This is a genomic window from Allobosea robiniae, assembly GCF_900102525.1.
In the GTDB taxonomy this organism is placed as follows: Bacteria; Pseudomonadota; Alphaproteobacteria; order Rhizobiales; family Beijerinckiaceae; genus Allobosea; species Allobosea robiniae.
Genome location: NZ_FNBZ01000007.1, coordinates 356,918 through 374,901 on the forward strand (window position 1 = coordinate 356,918; position 17,984 = coordinate 374,901).

General features: G+C 66.9%; 19 protein-coding genes. 8 read left to right on the forward strand and 11 right to left on the reverse strand.

Going from position 1 to position 17,984, the window contains the following annotated elements:
* Nucleotides 1-16: 16 nt before the first annotated feature.
* Nucleotides 17-1,252, reverse strand: coding sequence for an ROK family transcriptional regulator (locus BLQ70_RS20550; protein ID WP_091860641.1), 1,236 nt, complete (start codon nucleotides 1,250-1,252; stop codon nucleotides 17-19).
* A 165-nt stretch (nucleotides 1,253-1,417) separates the two neighbouring features.
* Between BLQ70_RS20550 and BLQ70_RS20555 the strand changes: the two genes are divergently transcribed.
* The 8 genes from BLQ70_RS20555 to BLQ70_RS20590 all read left to right on the forward strand — a co-directional run bounded on the left by BLQ70_RS20555 (nucleotide 1,418) and on the right by BLQ70_RS20590 (nucleotide 9,520).
* Nucleotides 1,418-2,677, forward strand: a complete 1,260-nt coding sequence (locus BLQ70_RS20555; RefSeq protein WP_091860643.1) for an extracellular solute-binding protein — start codon at nucleotides 1,418-1,420, stop codon at nucleotides 2,675-2,677.
* Nucleotides 2,678-2,708: 31 nt separating this feature from the next.
* On the forward strand, nucleotides 2,709-3,650 hold the full coding sequence (locus BLQ70_RS20560) for a carbohydrate ABC transporter permease (protein ID WP_091860646.1): 942 nt from the start codon (nucleotides 2,709-2,711) through the stop codon (nucleotides 3,648-3,650).
* Entirely contained in the window at nucleotides 3,650-4,489 is an 840-nt protein-coding gene (locus BLQ70_RS20565; RefSeq protein WP_091860649.1) for a carbohydrate ABC transporter permease, read from the forward strand. Before BLQ70_RS20560 ends, BLQ70_RS20565 begins: the two co-directional genes overlap by 1 nt.
* A 5-nt stretch (nucleotides 4,490-4,494) precedes the next feature.
* A complete protein-coding gene (gene argH, locus BLQ70_RS20570) occupies nucleotides 4,495-6,009 on the forward strand; it encodes an argininosuccinate lyase (protein ID WP_091860652.1) in 1,515 nt (504 codons plus the stop codon).
* Nucleotides 6,009-7,085 (forward strand): ABC transporter ATP-binding protein, encoded by a 1,077-nt coding sequence (locus BLQ70_RS20575; RefSeq protein WP_091860655.1) that lies wholly within the window; start codon nucleotides 6,009-6,011, stop codon nucleotides 7,083-7,085. Before argH ends, BLQ70_RS20575 begins: the two co-directional genes overlap by 1 nt.
* Nucleotides 7,082-8,029: a carbohydrate kinase family protein gene (locus BLQ70_RS20580; RefSeq protein ID WP_091860658.1), complete on the forward strand. Its 948-nt coding sequence runs from the start codon at nucleotides 7,082-7,084 to the stop codon at nucleotides 8,027-8,029. Before BLQ70_RS20575 ends, BLQ70_RS20580 begins: the two co-directional genes overlap by 4 nt.
* Nucleotides 8,022-9,047, forward strand: coding sequence for an SIS domain-containing protein (locus BLQ70_RS20585; RefSeq protein ID WP_210184327.1), 1,026 nt, complete (start codon nucleotides 8,022-8,024; stop codon nucleotides 9,045-9,047). Before BLQ70_RS20580 ends, BLQ70_RS20585 begins: the two co-directional genes overlap by 8 nt.
* Nucleotides 9,048-9,133: 86 nt before the next feature.
* The gene (locus BLQ70_RS20590; RefSeq protein WP_091860664.1) at nucleotides 9,134-9,520 is read left to right on the forward strand and encodes a RidA family protein; all 387 of its coding nucleotides are present in this window, start codon (nucleotides 9,134-9,136) and stop codon (nucleotides 9,518-9,520) included.
* Nucleotides 9,521-9,547: 27 nt separating this feature from the next.
* Here the strand turns inward: BLQ70_RS20590 and BLQ70_RS20595 are convergent, their stop codons facing one another.
* The 10 genes from BLQ70_RS20595 to phnC all read right to left on the reverse strand — a co-directional run bounded on the left by BLQ70_RS20595 (nucleotide 9,548) and on the right by phnC (nucleotide 17,955).
* The gene (locus tag BLQ70_RS20595) at nucleotides 9,548-10,279 is read right to left on the reverse strand and encodes an amino acid ABC transporter ATP-binding protein (protein ID WP_061966254.1); all 732 of its coding nucleotides are present in this window, start codon (nucleotides 10,277-10,279) and stop codon (nucleotides 9,548-9,550) included.
* Nucleotides 10,260-10,913, reverse strand: a complete 654-nt coding sequence (locus tag BLQ70_RS20600; protein WP_091860667.1) for an amino acid ABC transporter permease — start codon at nucleotides 10,911-10,913, stop codon at nucleotides 10,260-10,262. The genes BLQ70_RS20595 and BLQ70_RS20600 overlap by 20 nt, the downstream gene beginning before the upstream one ends.
* The gene (locus BLQ70_RS20605; protein WP_061966282.1) at nucleotides 10,913-11,572 is read right to left on the reverse strand and encodes an amino acid ABC transporter permease; all 660 of its coding nucleotides are present in this window, start codon (nucleotides 11,570-11,572) and stop codon (nucleotides 10,913-10,915) included. Before BLQ70_RS20605 ends, BLQ70_RS20600 begins: the two co-directional genes overlap by 1 nt.
* A 136-nt stretch (nucleotides 11,573-11,708) precedes the next feature.
* On the reverse strand, nucleotides 11,709-12,512 hold the full coding sequence (locus tag BLQ70_RS20610; RefSeq protein WP_425284619.1) for a transporter substrate-binding domain-containing protein: 804 nt from the start codon (nucleotides 12,510-12,512) through the stop codon (nucleotides 11,709-11,711).
* Between the two features lie 131 nt (nucleotides 12,513-12,643).
* Nucleotides 12,644-13,621: a 2-hydroxyacid dehydrogenase gene (locus BLQ70_RS20615; RefSeq protein WP_091860676.1), complete on the reverse strand. Its 978-nt coding sequence runs from the start codon at nucleotides 13,619-13,621 to the stop codon at nucleotides 12,644-12,646.
* Between the two features lie 19 nt (nucleotides 13,622-13,640).
* The gene (locus BLQ70_RS20620; protein WP_091860679.1) at nucleotides 13,641-14,396 is read right to left on the reverse strand and encodes a GntR family transcriptional regulator; all 756 of its coding nucleotides are present in this window, start codon (nucleotides 14,394-14,396) and stop codon (nucleotides 13,641-13,643) included.
* A gap of 227 nt (nucleotides 14,397-14,623) precedes the next feature.
* Nucleotides 14,624-15,529 (reverse strand): TIGR01459 family HAD-type hydrolase, encoded by a 906-nt coding sequence (locus BLQ70_RS20625; protein ID WP_091860682.1) that lies wholly within the window; start codon nucleotides 15,527-15,529, stop codon nucleotides 14,624-14,626.
* Nucleotides 15,507-16,337: a phosphonate ABC transporter, permease protein PhnE gene (phnE, locus tag BLQ70_RS20630; RefSeq protein ID WP_210184328.1), complete on the reverse strand. Its 831-nt coding sequence runs from the start codon at nucleotides 16,335-16,337 to the stop codon at nucleotides 15,507-15,509. Before phnE (BLQ70_RS20630) ends, BLQ70_RS20625 begins: the two co-directional genes overlap by 23 nt.
* Nucleotides 16,334-17,140, reverse strand: coding sequence for a phosphonate ABC transporter, permease protein PhnE (gene phnE / locus BLQ70_RS20635; RefSeq protein WP_091860684.1), 807 nt, complete (start codon nucleotides 17,138-17,140; stop codon nucleotides 16,334-16,336). Before phnE (BLQ70_RS20635) ends, phnE (BLQ70_RS20630) begins: the two co-directional genes overlap by 4 nt.
* Complete coding sequence (phnC, locus tag BLQ70_RS20640; RefSeq protein ID WP_091860808.1) at nucleotides 17,137-17,955, reverse strand: phosphonate ABC transporter ATP-binding protein; 819 nt, start codon at nucleotides 17,953-17,955, stop codon at nucleotides 17,137-17,139. Before phnC ends, phnE (BLQ70_RS20635) begins: the two co-directional genes overlap by 4 nt.
* Between the last annotated feature and the right edge of the window lie 29 nt (nucleotides 17,956-17,984).

Below are 17,984 nucleotides of genomic sequence, written 5' to 3' on the forward strand. Positions count from 1 at the left end.
CGAAGGCCTGAGGGTCTCAGGCCGAGGCTGGCACGTCGGGCGCCAGGCTGACGCGGTCGAGCTTCGGCGTCATCGTGTCGAGCAGCGGCAGCGCGGCGGCGCCGAGCGCTGCCGTCAATCGCCCGGTCGCGCCGCGCTGGACGCGCGGGATCGTCCGCCCTGAACGGTTCGCCACCGAAACGGCCAAGGGCGACATCGCCACGATCAGCGCATCGATCACCGTATCCGGCATCTCGCCGCCGAGGATCACGGTTTCCGGATCGAAAAGATTCTCCAGCATGGTCACGACCGGCGCCAGCAGTCCGGCCGCCTCCACGATCCAGCCGGACAGCGCCGGATTTCCGTCACGGTGCAGGCGCGCGATCTCCTCCGGCCCGACGCCCGAGATGCCGGCCTCCCGCAATGTCTCCGCCAGCGCATGGAAGGAGGCATAGCGTTCGAGGCAGCCATACCCGCCGCAGGCACAGGCGCGCCCGTAGCGCACCACGGGAATATGGCCGATCTCGCCGGCATTGCCGAAGGCCCCGCGATAGGGCTGACCAGCGACGATGACGCCGAGCCCGAGGCCGGCGCCGAAATAGATCTGGCAGAAATGGCGTAGATTCCGGCCGAGCCCGTGGAGGTGCTCGCCCACCGCCGCTGCATTGGCATCGTTCTCGATGACCACGGGCGTGTTCAGGGCGTCCTGCAGAAGCTGCGCCGCATCCTGCCCGGCCCAGCCCGGTAGCGGCGAGGTCCCGACCGAACTCATGCCCTCGATCTCGAAGGGGCCGGGCATCACCACCCCGCAGCCGAGCAGGCGCTCGGGCAGGCCGGCCTCGCGCCGCACGGCCGCCAGCTCCGCCGCAGCCGTCTTCTGCACGCCCGCGACGGTCGTATCCGCGAGAGGCGCGATGCGCTGCGCCCTGATCCGCCCGGCGAGGTCGACGAGGACCGTGGTCACGTGATCCGCCGCGATCTCCATCCCCGCCGTCATTCCGCCTTCGGGGTTCACCGCGAATTCCACAGGCGGCTGGCCTCGCGCCGTCCGGCGCCGGCCGAGCTCGATCAGGAATCCCTCCTCGACCAGCTCGGCGACGATGTTGGAGACCGCCTGGGCCGTGAGCCTGGTCAAGACCGCGATGTCGGAACGGCCGAGCTGCCCGTGCTGGCGCACGGTTTCCAGCACGACCCGGCGGTTATGACTGCGCGTCCGCTCGGGATTGGTGCCGACGGCAACGCTGCGAGAGGGTGGAACGGGACGGTTCGGCATAGGCGGTCGCAAGGGAACGGGCGGACAGCCTGCGTCGGCAATTAATCCAACTCAAGTGAATTAATGGATTGACAGCTGCGGGCCGGCAAGATGACGATGCGTGCAAGCCTCCCGAATGCCGCCCACCGGCAGGGATGGAGGACAACGAAATCAGGGGAGAGGGTCATGCGCGGCTTACGCGGGATGCTGTTGGGTCTGATGGTCTCGGTCGGCGCGGTCGCCGGCGCGAAGGCGCAGACCGTCGAGATCGAGTACTGGCAGTATGTCTTCGACGCGCGCGTCAAGGCGATGACCGAGCTGATCAAGCGCTTCGAGGCCGCCAACCCGAATATCAAGGTCAAGCAGACGACCTTCCCCTATGCCGACTACCAGACCAAGATCGCGGCGGCGATGCCGGCCGGCCAGGGCCCGGACGTCGTGCAGCTCTTCTATGGCTGGCTCGACAATTTCGTCGGCGCCAAGTTCATCCAGCCGCTGCCGCGCGACGCCTTCCCGCCCGCCGCGATCGAGAAGGAATTCTATCCGATCGTCTCGGCGATGAAGCGCGACGGCGAGTACTACGCCCTGCCGACGGCGGTGCGCTCGCTCGCGCTGTTCTATAACAAGAAGCTCTTCCAGGAGGCCGGGCTCGACCCGAACACACCGCCCAAAACCGTCGACGAACTGCTCGACATGGCCAAGAAGACGACCAAGCGCGACGGCGCCGGCAATATGCTCTCCGCCGGCATCACGCTCGACTTCCCCGGCCAGGATTACCATTGGTGGCGCGAGACGCTGCTGCGCCAGAACGGCGGCGCGCCCTATAGCGACGACAACAAGACCGTGACCTACAACAGCGAAGCCGGCGCCAAATCGCTGAACTGGTATGCCGATCTCCAGCGCGTGCACAAGGTCGGCCTGGTCGGCTTCATGGACGAGGGCCAGGCTGCCTTCCGCGCCGGCCGCGCCGCGATGACTATCGACGGCTCCTTCCGCCTCGGCGCCTTCGGCGGCATCAAGGCCTTCGAATGGGGCGTCGCGGAACTCCCCGCCTCGGCCGATGGCAAGAAGGCGAATTTCGCCAGCTACTGGGTCAATGCCATCACCACCAAGCCGACCGGCCCGAAGCTGGAGGCGGCCAAGAAGTTCCTCGCCTTCGTCACCACGCCCGAGGCGATGCAGCTCTGGCTCGAGACCGTCGGTGAATTGCCGGCGCGCAAGGAAGCGGCCGAGACCGAGAAGAACCTGAACCACCCGGTCTACGGGCCGTTCCTCAAGGCGCTCAGCTATTCGCACGCCACGGTCTTCGTCGACGAGATGGCCCAGCGCCAGGTCGCGCTCGACATGATCAACCGCGTGCTGCTGCAGAACCAGGACGCCAAGGCTGCGCTCACTGATGCCGCCAAGGCCGAGCAGGCCATCCTCGACCGCTTCTACAAGAAGTGATGCGGGCCGGGCGCCGGATCGGATTGTCGCGATGAACACCTCTTCGTCTCGCGTCGATGCGCGGTCCAGCGCCCGCCTCTTTTCGGGCCTCGGCATGCGCCAGAAACAGGTCCTCTGGGCCTGGTCCTTTCTGGCCGTGCCGGTGCTGTTCTATGCGGTGGTGCGCTTCTATCCGACGCTTGAAGCCTTCTGGATCGCCACCACCAACTGGAACCTGCTGACCAAGCCCTCCTTCATCGGGCTGGCCAATTTCAAGCGGCTGATAGCCGATCCGGTGTTCTGGCAGGTCTTCCGCAACACCGCGCTCTACCTGCTGCTGGGCACACCGATCAGCCTGCTCCTCGCCTTCACCATCGCCTATCATCTCGACCGCGTGCGCTTCCTGCACGGCTTCATCCGGGCTTTGTATTTCCTGCCCTTCCTGACGACCGCCGCAGCGATGGCCTGGGTCTGGCGCTGGTTCTACCAGCCGGTCCCGATCGGCCTGTTCAACAATCTGCTCGCCGGGCTCGGCATCGCCCAGCAGCCCTTCCTGCGCTCGACAACGCAATCACTGCCGGCCGTGCTGGCGCCCGCGATCTGGGCCGGCCTTGGCTTCCAGGTCGTGATCTTCATGGCGGGCCTGCGCGCCATTCCGACGACCTATTACGAGGCCGCTCGCATCGACGGCGTCTCGAACGGGACGATCCTGCGGCGCATCACCTTGCCGCTGCTCAAGCCGACCATCGTCTTCCTCGTCGTCTTCTCCTCGATCGGGTTCCTGCGGATCTTCGATCAGGTCTACAACATGACCAGCCAGACGAGCAGCGACCCCGGCGGCCCCCTGAACGCCACCAAGCCGCTCGTGCTGATGATCTACCAGACGGCCTTCTCGTCCTTCGACATGGGCTATGCCGCGGCCCAGACCGTCGTGCTCTTCCTCGTGCTGCTCGTGGTCTCGCTGCTGCAGCTCCGGCTGCTAAGGGATCGCTGATGAGCACCGCCTCCCCCATGGCCCTGCGCATCGAGCCCGGCCGCATCCTCACCTGGCTCCTGCTCTTCGGCGGCGGCCTGCTGATGGTGACGCCGCTCGCCTTCATGTTCGCGACCTCGCTGAAGGATTCCTCCGAGATCTACGATCTCGCCTTCTTCCCGGCCCATCCGACGCTCGGCAACTACGTGACCGTGCTCTCGGACGGCCGCTTCCTGCGCTGGTTCGCCAATTCCTTCGGCATCGCCACGGCGGTCACGCTCTCGAACGTCTTCTTCGACAGCCTCGTCGGCTACACCCTCGCGAAATTCCAGTTCCGCGGCCGCTATCTCGTCTTCATCGCCATCCTCTCGACGCTGATGATCCCGACCGAGATGCTGGTCATCCCCTGGTACGTCATGGCCAAGAACTTCGGCTGGCTCGACAGCTACTGGGGCATCATGTTCCCAGGGCTCATGACGGCCTTCGGCACCTTCCTGATGAAGCAGTTCTTCGAGACCGTGCCGAACGACTTCCTCGAAGCCGCCCGCATCGACGGCCTCAACGAATTCGCAATCTTCTGGCGCATCGCCATGCCATTGGTGACGCCTGCCCTCTCGGCACTGGCGATCTTCACCTTCCTCAGCAACTGGACCGCCTTCATCTGGCCGCTGATCGTGACGACCAGCAAGGAGCTCTACACCTTGCCGGTCGGCCTCACGAGCTTCGCGGTGGAATCGCAGGTCCAGTGGGAACTGATCATGACGGGCGCGGCGCTGGCGACCCTGCCGACGCTGACCGTCTTCCTGCTGCTCCAGCGCTACATCGTGCGCGGCGTGGTCCTCGCCGGTCTCAAGGGCTGATTGCCATGACGAAAACCGATCCAAGGGCGAGCGACACCTCCGTCTTCCCCGATCCCGTCTACAAGGAGACCGTGCTGCGCCCGCTCTTCGACGGAGCCAAGACGCATCATGTCCAGAGCTTCCGCGCCATCGACCGTGCCCATCTCGTCATGCTCGCGGAGACGGGCATCCTGCCACGCGCCACGGCAGGCCGCATCGCCCGAGCGCTCGATGCGATCGACAGCGAGATCGATCCCGCCGCCCTGAGCTATGACGGCACGGTCGAGGATTACTTCTTCCTGATCGAGGCCGAGCTGAAGAAGCGCCTGCCGGCGGACGATGCCGGGCGCCTCCATACCGGCCGCTCGCGCAACGATATCGACCACACGCTGTTCAAGCTCGCGCTCAAGCCGCGGCTCGACCATATGGCCGGCCTGCTGCGTGCGCTCATCACCGCGACCCTCGACCTCGCCGAGCGCGAGAAGGCGACATTGATCGTCGCCTATACCCATGGCCAGCCGGCCCAGCCGACCACCTTCGGCCATTACCTCTCAGCCGCGACCGAGGTGATGCTGCGCGACCATGAGCGGCTGGTGCAGGCACGCGCCCTGCTCGATCTCTCGCCGATGGGCGCGGCCGCGATCACCACCTCGGGCTTCCCGCTGGACCGCGCCCGCGTCGCGCATCTGCTCGGCTTCGCCGCTCCGCTGCAGAATTCCTATGGCTGCATCGCCGCGATCGACTACCTGACCGCGACCTACAGCGCGGTCGAGCTCGTCTTCCTGCATCTTGGCCGGCTGATCCAGGACCTGCAGGTCTGGACCGCGTTCGAGGTCGGCCAGCTCTATGTGCCCAATGCCTTCGTGCAGATCTCCTCGATCATGCCGCAGAAGCGCAATCCCGTCCCGATCGAGCATCTGCGCCACCTCGCCTCGCAAACCGTGGCGCGCGCCCGCATGGTCCGGGACATCGTCCACAATACGCCCTTCACCGACATGAACGACGCCGAGGGCGAAACCAACGAAGCCGGCTATCAGGCCTTCGCGACGGGCGAGCGCGTGCTGAGCCTCCTCGCCGCGTTGCTGCCGGCGCTTCAGGTCGACGGGCGTCGCGTCGCCGAGAACATCCGCCGCTCATGCATCACCATCACCGAGCTTGCCGATACGCTCGTCCGGTCGGAGGGCCTCTCCTTCCGCACCGCTCATGAGATCGCGGCCGATGTCGCCCGGGCCGTGGTCGCGGCCGACGGCGACCTGCCGCGCGATGGCTATGCGCCCTTCCAGAAGGCCTTCCGCGAGCATGCCGGCCGCGAACCGCAACTGGACGAGGCCGCCTTCGCCGAGGCCGTCTCGCCCGAGCATTTCGTCGCGGTGCGCGAGCGCTTCGGCGGGCCGGGACCGCAGGCGCTGGCTGCCGCCTTCGCCGGCTATCGCGGCGTCCTCGTCGCGGCAGGCCTCGCCGCAACCGCGACCGCCGCGCGCGAGGCTTCCGCGCGCCATGAACTCGACGCCGCCTTCGCGGATCTGATGGGAGCAGCCTGATGGCGGGTATCGAGCTTCAGGGGCTGGTCAAGCGCTACGGCAAGACGCAGGTCGTGCACGGCATCGATCTCACGATCGAGGACGGCGAATTCGTCGTCTTCGTCGGCCCCTCCGGCTGCGGCAAGTCGACGACTTTGCGCATGATCGCCGGTCTCGAAGAGATCGATGGCGGCACCATCACCATCGGCGAGCGGCCCGTGAACCGGCTGGAGCCGAAGGAGCGGAACATCGCCATGGTGTTCCAGAACTACGCGATCTATCCGCATATGAGCGTCGCCGAGAATATCGGCTTCGGTCTCTATACGGCCAAGCTCGACAAGGCCGAGAAGCGCCGCCGCATCGAGGAGACCGCCCGCATCCTCGGCCTCGAACCGCTGCTGGAGCGCAAGCCCTCGGCACTATCAGGCGGCCAGCGCCAGCGCGTCGCCATCGGCCGCGCCATGGTTCGCGACCCCTCGGCCTTCCTGTTCGACGAGCCGCTCTCCAATCTCGACGCGCAATTGCGCGCGCAGATGCGCCTGGAGATCAAGCGCCTGCACCAGCGGCTCGGCCGCACCATCGTCTTCGTCACGCATGATCAGGTCGAGGCGATGACGCTGGCCGACCGGATCGTGGTGATGCGCGACGGCCGGATCCTGCAGGTCGGCGCACCGATGGAGCTCTACGAGAAGCCGGCCGACGTCTTCACCGCCCGCTTCATCGGCTCCCCGACGATGAACATCCTACCTGGCAGGACCACCGCCGCCGACGGCAAGCCGGCGCTGGAACTCGCCGGCAACACCATCGCCCTGCCCCTGCGCCCGGCAGCACTCCCCTCCGAGGCCCTGGTCGGCGTCCGCCCGCAGGAGCTGCGCGTGCTCGCGTCCGGCGACAACGCCGATCTCGTCCTCACCGGCAAGGTCGCAGTCGTCGAGCCGCTCGGCTCGGAAACCTTCGTGCATGTCGAGCATGGCGACGGGCTGATCCTCGCCTCGGCTTCGGCCAAGGCGCCGCCGGTCGTCGGTCACGACGTCCGGCTCGGCGCCGGCATCGATGCCTTGCGCCTGTTCGACGCGGCAACCGAGCGCGCCCTATGATCACTGGGCGCGACCTTGTTCTCAGCATCGGCCGGCTCTACTGCGACATCGTCTTCCGCGGGCTCGACGCGATGCCGCGCCTCGGCGAGGAACGTTTCGCCGAGACGGTCGCGATCGTGCCGGGCGGCGGCGGCTTCATCACGGCTGCCCATCTCGCTGCGCTCGGAACGCGCACGGGCCTGCTCGCCCGCATCGGCACGGATCCACTCTCGGGCACGCTGGCGCCGGCACTGGCCGATAGCGGTGTCGACCTCCGCTGGCTCGAACGCACGCCCGAGGCCGGCCCGCAACCGACCGTCGTCATGGTGCAGGATGGTGAGCGCGCCTTCCTGTCCCGGCGCGCCGGCAGCGCCCGCCCGGCGACACTGGATTCAGCCCTTGCCGAACCCACCGCGCGCCATCTCCACATCGCCGAATTCGCCACGCTCGCCGAGATCCCCGACCTGATCGACCGGGCGAAGCATGCCGGCCTCACCGTCTCGCTCGATCCGAGCTGGGATGATGACTGGATCCGCCGGCCCGACCTGATCGCACGGGCTGCCGGCGCCGATATCTTCCTGCCCAACGCGGCCGAGGCGCGTGCGATCGCTGCCTGCGAGGACCTCGACCAAGCTGGTCAACGCCTCGCCCGCCATTTCCCGGTCGTGGTCGTCAAGGACGGGGCCAATGGTGCATGGCTGTTCCGGCATGACAGCGCCTTCGCCGTGCCAGCGCCCGAGGGCGGACCGGTGCTCGACACGACGGGAGCGGGCGACGCGTTCAATGCCGGCTTCCTCGCAGCCTGGCTCGCCGGGCGCTCGCCCGAACAGGCTTTGGCGGAGGGCGTTTCCTGCGGCACCCTGTCGGTGCGCTCGGTCGGTGGAGCCGGGACCCGGCTCGATCCCGCCGATGTCGATGCCATGAGCCGGGACCTGCTGCACAGCCATGACCGGATCGATGCCTGAAGCGCTCCTCACCCGCGAGGCGTCGGAAGCAGCCGAGGTCGCCGCCCGTCAGATTTCGGCCAATGCCAGCGCCATGGAGCGGCTCAGCGAGCGCTTGCGCCGGCGCAGGCCCGCCTTCATCGCGACCTGTGCCCGCGGCTCCTCCGACCATGCCATGACCTATGCCAAGTACCTGCTGGAGCGGACGCTCGGCTTGCCCGTCGCCTCGCTGGGCCCCAGCCTCGCCTCGGTCTATCGCGAAGAGCTCGATTTGTCCGAGGCCGTGTTCATCGCCGCCTCGCAATCCGGCCGCAGCCCCGACACGCTCCAGTTGACCGAGACCGCCAGGCGCGGCGGCGCGCTGACGATCGGGCTGATCAACGACATGGCCTCGCCGCTCGCCGGGCTGGTCGACGTCGCCTTGCCCCTCGGCGCCGGTCCCGAGACCAGCGTCGCCGCAACCAAGAGCTTCCTCGCCACCGGCATTGCCCTCCTGCATCTCGCCGCGGCCTGGAGCTGCGAGCGGAGCCTGGCCGACGCGCTCGTCAGGTCGCCGGAACTGCTCAGGCAGGCCGGTCTCTGCGACTGGTCGCCCTTCTTCCGGCGCCTTGAGCACGCAACCAGTCTCTACGTCATCGGCCGCGGGCTCGGGCTCGGAATCGCCCAGGAAATGGCGCTGAAATTCAAGGAAACCTGCCGCATCCATGCCGAGGCGTTCAGCGCGGCAGAAGTGCTGCACGGGCCGCTGGCGCTGGTGGGGCCGGGCTTTCCGGCGCTGGTGCTCGATCCCGCCGACGAAGGCAGCGACAGCACGCTCTCGGTTGCCCGCAGCTTGGCCGCTCTGGGCGCTGAAATCGCCTATGCCGGCTCCGAGGCGGCACCGGGCCTCGCCCTGCCCGTGCCGCCGGAGCCGCCGGCCGTGCTCATGCCGCTCCTGCAGGCGCGCGCCTTCTACGGCGGCATCGCGGCGCTCGCAGCCGCACGCGGGCTCGATCCTGACCGTCCGCCGCATCTGCGCAAGGTCACGCAGACGCTTTGAGCCGCGACCGGGCACTGGGCCCGGTTCCGTCGATGCGCAGCTTGCTCTAGACCTGATGCGACCCTGCGCCTCCGGATCATCAGCTCATGAAACAGCCGCTCACCCCCGCTTCGCTCGCCCCGCCCTTCGGGCAGTATTCACATGGCATGAAGGCCGACGCACGCGGCGTCCTCCTGACCTCCGGCCAGCTCGGCGTCAGCAGCGACGGCAGCGTCCCCGACGATGCCGGCGAGCAGGCCCGCATCTGCTTCGAGAGCATCGCTGCGATCCTGCGCGAGGGCGGGCTGTCGATGGCGAATATCGTGCGCCTCAACGCCTTCGTCACCGACCGCCGGTACATGCCGGCCTATATGAAGGCGCGCGACGAGGCCCTGGCGGATTGCCCGGTGAAGCCGGCCTCGACACTGGTGATCGTCTCAGGCTTCAGCCGCCTGGAATTCATGGTCGAGGTCGAGGCGACGGCCGTCTACTAAGCCGGCCGGGCCTCTATCCCCGGACGCTCAATGAGCGCCCGCCTTGACGAAATTCGCCAGTTCCGGCGTCTGCGGATTGGCGAAGAGTTCCTTCGACGGCCCGCTCTCCCAGATCAGCCCCTGGTGCATGAAGACGGTGGTGTCGGCCACCGTGCGCGCGAAATTCATCTCGTGCGTCACCAGCAGCATGGTCATGCCGCCCTTGGCGAGCTTCTCCATGACGATCAGCACCTCGCCGGTGAGTTCGGGATCGAGCGCCGAGGTGACCTCGTCGAACAGCATCACCTTGGGCTGCATCGCCAGCGAACGGGCGATCGCGACGCGCTGCTGCTGGCCGCCCGAGAGATTATCCGGATAGCTGTCGAATTTCTCGGAGAGCCCGACCTGCGCCAGCACGTCCTTGGCGAGCGCCAGGGCCTGCGCCTGCGGCACGTTCTTGGTGATGCGCGGCGAGAGCATGATGTTCTGCCCCACCGTCAGGTGCGGGAACAGGTTGTAGCTCTGGAAGACGATGCCGACATCCTTGCGCAATTCGCGCAGTTTCGTCGGGTCTTGCGTCATCACATGGCCGGCGACCTCGATCTTGCCGGCGTGGAAGGTCTCGAGCCCGTTGATGCAACGCAGGAGCGTCGACTTGCCCGAGCCCGACCGGCCGATGATCGCGACCACCTGGCCCGTATCGACGCTGAGCGAAACGCCTTTCAGCACCTCCAGCGAACCGAAGCGCTTATGGATGTCTTCAATGAGAACGGCTGGCATTCATCACCTTTTCGAGATGGCGGCTGAGCCGGGAGAGCGGGAAGCAGATCGCGAAATAGATCGCTGCGACCACGGTGAAGATCTGAAAGGCCTGGTAGGTCGCGTTGTTGACCAGCATGCCGGCGCGCATCAGGTCGACGAAGCCGACGACCTGCACGATCGAGGTGTTTTTCACGAGCTGCACGAGGAAGCCGACCGTCGGCGGCAGCGAGATGCGGACCGCCTGCGGCAAGATCACGTGGCGGTAGGTCTGCGCCGGCGAATGCGCCAGCGACATCGAGGCTTCCCATTGCTGGCGCGGCACGGATTCGATCGAGCCGCGCCAGATCTCGGCGAGATAGGCCGAGACATAGATCGACAGCGAGGCCGAGGCCGCAAGGAAGGGCGGCAATTCGACGCCGAGAGCCGAGAGCCCGTAATAGCTCATGAACAGCACCATGAGCACCGGGATCGACTGGATCACCAGGATGTAGCCGCCCGCGAAGCGTCGCAGCCAGCGGATGCGCGACAGGCGCATGAGCGCGAAGGCGCCGCCGATGATGCTCCCGATGAAGAAAGCGATGACGGTGAGCGCCAGCGTCCAGCCGGCGGAGCGCAGGATAAAGAGGATTTCCGGCCAACCGAAGGTCTGCATCAGGCGGCCTCCCCATGCGCTTCGGCGAGGCGGGCAAGGCCCGACACCTGCGGGAAGAGCCTCCGGCCGAGCCAGTTGAGGAAGAGCTTCAGCGAGAGCGCCAGCACGAGATAGATCACGGTGACGACGATATAGGTCTCGAACGAGCGGAACGTGTCCTGCTCGATGATCGCCGCCGTACCCGACAATTCCTGCACCGAGACGAAGGAGCAGATGCTGGACGCCAGCATCATCAGCACGAACTGGCTCGACAGCGCCGGCCAGACGCGGGCGAAGGCGGGCTGCAGCACGACATGCTTCAGCACCTGCCATTTGCTCATCGCCAGGGCCAGGCCCGCCTCGATCTGCGACTTGTGGATCGAGTCGACGCCGGCGCGGATGATCTCGGTAGCGTAGGCGGCCAGGTTGAGCGTCATCGCCAGGACGGAGGCTTCCAGGCCATCGAGGCGGATGCCGATCTGCGGGAGCCCGAAGAAGATCATGAAGAGCTGCACCAGGAACGGCGTGTTGCGCATCAGCTCGACATAGGCGTCCACGATATAGCCGGCCCAGCTCCCCGCGAGGCTGCGCAGCGCGGTCATCGCCGTCGCCAGCACGAGGCCCAGCGTGATCGCGACGAAGGACAGCGCGATCGTGAGCCAGACCCCGTGGAGGATCATGGGCCATTTGGAAAAGACGTCTTGGAAGAGCAACGGCCCGCTCCTTCGTCCGGGAAGGTCGATGGTGGTCGCCGGCGCGTTCTGGACGCGCCGGGACATTGGTGTATCCGATCGGAAATCCGATCAGGACGTCGGATCAGAAGGTCGGCAGCGGCGGCAGCGGGCTGCCGACCCACTTCTGCGCGATCGCGTCGAGCTCGCCGTTCTGCTTGACGTAGTAGATGAAGTTGTTGAGCCACTGGCGCAGCTCCCAGGCGTCCTTGCGCATGGTCATCGAGTTCGGCTGCACGCCGAAGACGAACTTGAGCTCGGTATCGGTCTCGCCGCGCGCCTTCATGGCCGCGTTGGCCTGGGCGTCGGGCCCAGCAATGGCCTCGACCTGGCCGGAGAACAGCGCCTGCATGGTGGTGGCGTCGTCCTCGAAGCGCAGGATCGTGAGGTTCAGCTCCTTCTCGCGGCTGGTGAATTCACGCTCGACGCTGGAGCCGCGATTGACCCCGACCTTCTTCCCCTTGAGGTCGGCCCAGGTTTTGATGGCGACGCCCTTCTTGGCATAGATGCCGGTCTGGAAGGCGCTGTAGGGGATCGAGAACATCACGGCCTTGGCGCGCTCCGGCGTCGGCGCCAGCGTGGCGACGAGGAAGTCGACCTTGTTGGCCTCCAGCGCCGGGATGCGGGCGGGCGGCGTCAACTGCACCAGCTCGACCTTCACGCCGAGATATTTGCCGATCAGCGCGATGACATCCGCATCGTAGCCGATGGCGTTGCCCTGGGAATCGACCGAGCCATAGGGCGGGGCACCGATCAGCACGCCGACCTTCACCGAACCGCGCTTGATGATGTCGGTGATCGTCTGGGCCGAGGCCTGGCTGGCGGCGAGCATGCCCGCGCCGAGTGCGAGAGCCAGGCCGGCAATCTTGAGATGCTTGAACATTTTCACGTGGTGTCTCCTCTGCTGCGGCGGCGCCGCCTGTCTTGGCCCGGCTTCTGGTGGCCGGCTGTGGAAGAACTTGGTTCGGCGCATCGAATTCCCCGAAAAGTGCTGCCACCTCTCGGTCCGATGTCGGAGCGTCAGGCGCTGGCGCGCACGACGTTGACGAGCGGCTCGCCGGCGAAGCGACGCCTGATGTTGTCGGCGATGATCCCCTGCCTGCGGCTGATGGTGCCGCTCGTCCATCCGGACATGTGCGGCGTCATTAAAACGTTTGAAAGCTCATGGAAAGGCAGATTTGCAGGCAACGGATGGCTGTCCCCAGCGCTGGGATAGCGGTACCAGGTATCGATGATCGCCCCGCCGATCCGGCCGCCTTTCAGGGCGTCGAACAGCGCCTGCTCGTCGATGGTCGGGCCGCGCCCGACATTGACGACGACCGCGCCCGGCCGCATCGCGGCAAAGGCGGCGGCACTGAGGATGCCCCTGGTCTCTTCGGTGAACGGCACGGAGACGACGACGACATCGACCGAGCCGCAGAATTCGGCGAGCGCATCGAGCGTGAAGGAGCGATCGACCAGGGCCGAGGCCGGCACGGCGCTGCGGTTGGCGACATGGACCTTCATCTCGAAGGCCTTGGCCCGCGCCGCGATCGCCTTGCCGATATGGCCAAAGCCGAGGAGACCGATGGTCTGGCCGGCGATCTCGCCATGGACGCGCTCCGGCGCGCCGGCCCAGTAGGCCCAGTCGCCCTGGCGCAAGCGCCGGTCGGCATCGGCGAGCGGGATATTCCGCGCCAGCAGCGCCGCCATCACGTATTCGGCGATGGCCTGCTCATGGCCGAAGCAGTTGCAGACGGCAGCCGAGGCCGGCAACGCGCCGAGATCGACCATGTCGTAGCCGGCGCCCGGCACATGGAAGAGCTTGAGCCCGGCAGGCTGCGGCAGGCCGGCATCGAACTTCACGCCGACGATGACCTCGGCCTCGGCATAGGCTTTCTGGTCGGCACCCGCTTCGAGATGGTCGGGCAAGAGCTGGATCTCGGCCTCTTTGCCGACCAGCTCGGCAAAGCCGTGGCTGAATGAAGCGGCATTCTCGCCGTGGAAGACAACGCGCATGGTCCGGTAATTCCTTCCGTCAGGTCTTCAGCAGCGGCTCGACCCTGCAATCCAGCAGGGACGGATCGATCGCCGCTTCCATCTCGTCGAACATGCCGTCCACGAAGCCGATCAGCGCATCCGAGGCGGCGACGGCCTCATCCGCCCGGCGCGCCGCGATGGCGTTCAAAACCGCGATATGGTGGTCGACCGAAACCGCGAGGCCCACCCTCTGCGGCATCGCGCTGTGATAGATGAAGCCGATGCGCCGGAAGATCGTGTGCAGCGGGCGCAGGGTATGTTCGAGGAACGGCTCCGCGGCGGCCGACAGCACCGTCTCGTCGATACGGCGATCCAGCGCGTTGAACTCCGCCAGGCTGAACCGGTCCCGGCGCTCGCGCAGAAGGCGTTCGATATGCAGGAGCTGGTTGCGATGGGACGGGCCGGCCCTCTCGGCCGCCAGCCCGATGACGAAGCGTTCGAGATCGTGGCGCAGGCGCAGCAGCACGCGCTCCCGCGCCAGATCGACCGGCGCGATCTGGAGGCCGTGACGCGGGCGGATGACGATCAGCGTATCCGCCGCCAGCCGGTTGACGGCATGATGGACCGGCGTGCGGCCATAGCCGGTCATATCCTGCAGATCCTGGAGCGACAGGAAACGGCCCGGCGGAAGCTCGCAGGTGATCAGCATCGCCTCGAGGCGCTCATAGGCGAGCTCGAACAGGTTGACGCGGTTGCGCCGCTTGGGCGCAGGCGCATCTTCTGTCGGTCGGGGTTGGGTCGCGCTGCGCGCCATTCCCGGGTTTCCTCCGCGAGGGCGCTCTTGGTCGGCGCCCGTTGAGGAGGAGCCTAAACATGTTGTGAAATTTTACAAGAGGATGATTTGCCCGAGAGAGCATCCGCCGGTCTGCGCGACCGCGCCTGCATCGCCCTCCCGAAATCGGATTTCGGATCGAAGCCGATCGTTTCGACCGCCCCGATGGTCTCATCACAATGGGCAACCCCGAAAGGACCCCGCTCGAATCAGCCCCAGGTGAACCAGGACAGCCCGTAGCGCGGCTGAAGGCCCTCGCGAGCAAATAGCCGCCGGCAGCTCTCGGGATCGACCTTGCCGTCCTTGCTCCAGTCCAGATCGCCGCGATGGATACCGCCCGCGATGAAGGCGGCGTCGATCCCGGCCTGCGCCGCGCCCGCGACGTCGTGCTCCAGCGAATCCCCGATGGCGAGCAGGCGCTCGGCCGGACGATCGAGATAGTGCAGGCAGCTCCGGTAGATCCGCGGATGCGGCTTGCCATGATAATGCACCGAGCCGCCCATCTCCTCATAGATCAGCGCAGCCAGCCCCGGCGCCTCATGCAAGGTGCCGTCGGCATGGACCCGATAGCGGTCGGGATTGCCGCAGACCATCGGCAGGCCGCGTCGCAGCGCCTGTTCGAGAACCGGTTTCCAGCCGGCCACCGACTGGCTGTCGGGGTCCATGCTCATCACGAACAGGAAATCGGCCGCCTCGGGCGTTTCCACCAGCGTCAGGCCCAGTCCGCTCGCCAGACGATCCTCGCCCGGCCGCGCCAGCAGCAGGCAGCGGGAGCCGAGATCGCGATAGGCCGGCTCGGAGCGTTCCAGCAGCGCTTCGCGCGCATCGTCCCCGGCCGAGGCCACGTGGTCGTAGAGACCGCGGGGGAACCCCATGCTGGCAAGCACGGCCTCGTTGTCGCGCCCGCTCCGGCCCGAATTCGAGAGGATGATCACGGCCTTGCCCGCCGCCCGCAGGCGTTCGAGGCAGGCGACCGCCTCGGGATAGGGCCGCGTGCCGTCATGCAGCACGCCCCACTGGTCGAGCAGGAAGCCGTCATAGCGGTCGACCAGCGCCGACAGGCCACCGGGGAAGCCGATCTCGACTTGCGGCTCAGACAATGCGGGAGCGGACATAGGCCGAAAGCGCCTCGCTGATGATGACGATGCCGAGGATAGCGATCAGGATCACGATCGCCTGCGACCAGGCGAACTGGTTGATCGAGGCGTAGAGCAGGAGCCCGATGCCGCCGGCGCCGACGAAACCGAGCACGCTCGACTCCCGCACATTGATGTCCCAGCGGTAGATCGAGGTGCCGATCAGCACGGGCAGGATCTGCGGGAGGATGGCGACGCCATAGACCTGCAAGGTGCTGGCCCCGGTCGATTCCGCCGCCTCGATCTGGCCGGCATCGACCTCCTCGATCGCCTCGGCGACGAGCTTGGCGATGAAGCCGATCGAGCGGGCCGCGACCGCGCAGATGCCGGCGACGGGGCCCGGCCCGAAGATCGCGACGAAGAGCAGCCCCCAGATCACCGTGTTGATCGAGCGCGACATCACCAGCATGGCCCGGCCGAGAAGCCAGGTCGCCTGGTTGTAAGTGGTGTTGCGCGCCGCGAGGAAGGCGACCGGCAGGGCGAAGACAATGGCGATCATCGTGCCAAGCGTCGCGATATGCAGTGTCTCGATCAGCGGCTGGACGATGCGCGGCAGATAGGACCAGCGCGGCGGCCACATCCGCTCGATCAGGTCGGCCGCCTGTTCGTGGGCATCGGCGAAGAAGGCCCACTCGATGTCGAGCGCCGAGACCGACCAGGCCGCGGCAAGCGCGATGCCGCCGAGCCAGATCCAGTGCACGACGCGCTCGCGCAGCGAATAGCGTTCCCAATGGTCGGGATAGCGACGCATCGGCGCGCGATCCTGCGGGAGCTGATGCGCGGTCATCTCAGCCTCCGCCGGGCCCAGTCGCTGAACCATTCGCCGAAGGCGACCATCGCCGCGATCGTCAGCAGAATCGCGCTGGCGAAGTCGAAATCATAGCGTGAGAACGAGGCCGATAGCGTCTGGCCGATGCCGCCGGCGCCGACGATGCCGATCACGGTCGAGTGCCTGAGATTGGAATCGAGACGGTAGATCAGCACGCCCAGCGTCTTGACCAGGACCTGCGGCACGACCGCGTAGAAGAAGGTCTGGCCGAAGCTCGCGCCGGTGGCGCGGATCGCCTCGACCGGGCCGGGCTTCATGTTCTCGATATCCTCGGCCAGCATCTTGCCGAGGAAGATCGCCGAGGAGAAGGCGAGCGTCAGCAAGCCGGCGACCGGGCCGAAGCCGAACAGCTTCACGAAGAAGATCGCGATGATGACCTCGTGGAAGGTCCGGCCGGTGACGATGAAGGCGCGCGCCAGCAGATAAAGCGGCCTTGGCGAGAGATTGGCGGAAGCCGCGATGCCGATCGGGATCGACAGCACCGCGCCGATGATCGTCGCGGCGATGGCGATCTGCACGCTCTCGACCATGCCGGTGAGCAGCAGCTCCCAGCGGCTGAAATCGGGCGGCACCATCCGCTCGAGAATGGTCCAGGCCCGCGGCAGCCCGGCGAGGATGCGGGCCGTATCGACATTGAGCGTCGAGAGCGACCAGACCAGATAGGCGGCAACCAGGGCCCAGAAGGCGAGCCGCCGGCCGGGGCTGCCGAAGATGCTCGGCGCGCGCCAGCGGCTGGGATAGGAGGTAACGGCCGTCGTCATGACAGCGCGTCGACCTGTGCTGTCGCTACAGTCGGCGCGGCGGGCGCCTCGTCATCCTCGTCCTGCGGGGTCGACCAGTCTTCCTCGCCATAGATCCGGGTCAGCGCCGCATCGGTCAGGGCGGAGGCCTCCGCGTCGAACACGATCAGCCCATCCTTCATGCCGATGATGCGGTCGGCATGAGCGCGGGCGAGCGCGACATCGTGGATATTGATGATCGCGGGGGTCTGACGCTCGGCCACCAGCTCGCGCACGAGCCGCATGATCTGGCGCGAGGTCTTGGGGTCCAGGCTCGCGGTCGGCTCGTCGAGCAGGAGAAGCTCGGGCCGTTGCATCAGGGCGCGCGCGATGCCGACGCGCTGGCGCTGGCCGCCGGAAAGCGCATCCGCCCGCTGGTTGTGGTAGCCGTCGAGCCCGACGCGATCGAGCAGCGCGAAGGCCGCCTGAATATCCTCGGGCGGGAAGCGGTAGCGCAGCGAGGCGAGAAGGCCGGTATAGCCGAGCCGCCCCGAAAGCACGTTCTGCATCACGCTGAGCCGCTCGACCAGGTTGTATTCCTGGAAGATCATGCCGATCCGGCGCCGCGCCGCGCGTAGCCCTTTGCGGTCGAGCGCGACGATCTCCTCGCCGTTGAGCCTGACGCTGCCGGCCGTCGGCTCGACCAGCCGGTTGATGCAGCGGATGAAGGTGCTCTTGCCGGCGCCGGACGAGCCGATCACCGCGACGAGCTGCGGCCGGTCGATCACGACATCGACACCGCCCAATGCCTTCTTGCCGGTCGGATAGACCTTGGCCAGCCCCGCAACGGCCAGCAGCGGAGCGCCGCCGGCCGCAGCTCCGGAAA

What these genes read in the sequence shown, in the direction of transcription:
- BLQ70_RS20550 (WP_091860641.1), bottom strand. Translation starts at nt 1,252, where the DNA reads ATGCCGAACCGTCCCGTTCCACCCTCTCGCAGCGTTGCCGTCGGCACC.
- BLQ70_RS20555 (WP_091860643.1), top strand. Translation starts at nt 1,418, where the DNA reads ATGCGCGGCTTACGCGGGATGCTGTTGGGTCTGATGGTCTCGGTCGGC.
- BLQ70_RS20560 (WP_091860646.1), top strand. Translation starts at nt 2,709, where the DNA reads ATGAACACCTCTTCGTCTCGCGTCGATGCGCGGTCCAGCGCCCGCCTC.
- BLQ70_RS20565 (WP_091860649.1), top strand. Translation starts at nt 3,650, where the DNA reads ATGAGCACCGCCTCCCCCATGGCCCTGCGCATCGAGCCCGGCCGCATC.
- argH (WP_091860652.1), top strand. Translation starts at nt 4,495, where the DNA reads ATGACGAAAACCGATCCAAGGGCGAGCGACACCTCCGTCTTCCCCGAT.
- BLQ70_RS20575 (WP_091860655.1), top strand. Translation starts at nt 6,009, where the DNA reads ATGGCGGGTATCGAGCTTCAGGGGCTGGTCAAGCGCTACGGCAAGACG.
- BLQ70_RS20580 (WP_091860658.1), top strand. Translation starts at nt 7,082, where the DNA reads ATGATCACTGGGCGCGACCTTGTTCTCAGCATCGGCCGGCTCTACTGC.
- BLQ70_RS20585 (WP_210184327.1), top strand. Translation starts at nt 8,022, where the DNA reads ATGCCTGAAGCGCTCCTCACCCGCGAGGCGTCGGAAGCAGCCGAGGTC.
- BLQ70_RS20590 (WP_091860664.1), top strand. Translation starts at nt 9,134, where the DNA reads ATGAAACAGCCGCTCACCCCCGCTTCGCTCGCCCCGCCCTTCGGGCAG.
- BLQ70_RS20595 (WP_061966254.1), bottom strand. Translation starts at nt 10,279, where the DNA reads ATGCCAGCCGTTCTCATTGAAGACATCCATAAGCGCTTCGGTTCGCTG.
- BLQ70_RS20600 (WP_091860667.1), bottom strand. Translation starts at nt 10,913, where the DNA reads ATGCAGACCTTCGGTTGGCCGGAAATCCTCTTTATCCTGCGCTCCGCC.
- BLQ70_RS20605 (WP_061966282.1), bottom strand. Translation starts at nt 11,572, where the DNA reads ATGATCCTCCACGGGGTCTGGCTCACGATCGCGCTGTCCTTCGTCGCG.
- BLQ70_RS20615 (WP_091860676.1), bottom strand. Translation starts at nt 13,621, where the DNA reads ATGCGCGTTGTCTTCCACGGCGAGAATGCCGCTTCATTCAGCCACGGC.
- BLQ70_RS20620 (WP_091860679.1), bottom strand. Translation starts at nt 14,396, where the DNA reads ATGGCGCGCAGCGCGACCCAACCCCGACCGACAGAAGATGCGCCTGCG.
- BLQ70_RS20625 (WP_091860682.1), bottom strand. Translation starts at nt 15,529, where the DNA reads ATGTCCGCTCCCGCATTGTCTGAGCCGCAAGTCGAGATCGGCTTCCCC.
- phnE (WP_210184328.1), bottom strand. Translation starts at nt 16,337, where the DNA reads ATGACCGCGCATCAGCTCCCGCAGGATCGCGCGCCGATGCGTCGCTAT.
- phnE (WP_091860684.1), bottom strand. Translation starts at nt 17,140, where the DNA reads ATGACGACGGCCGTTACCTCCTATCCCAGCCGCTGGCGCGCGCCGAGC.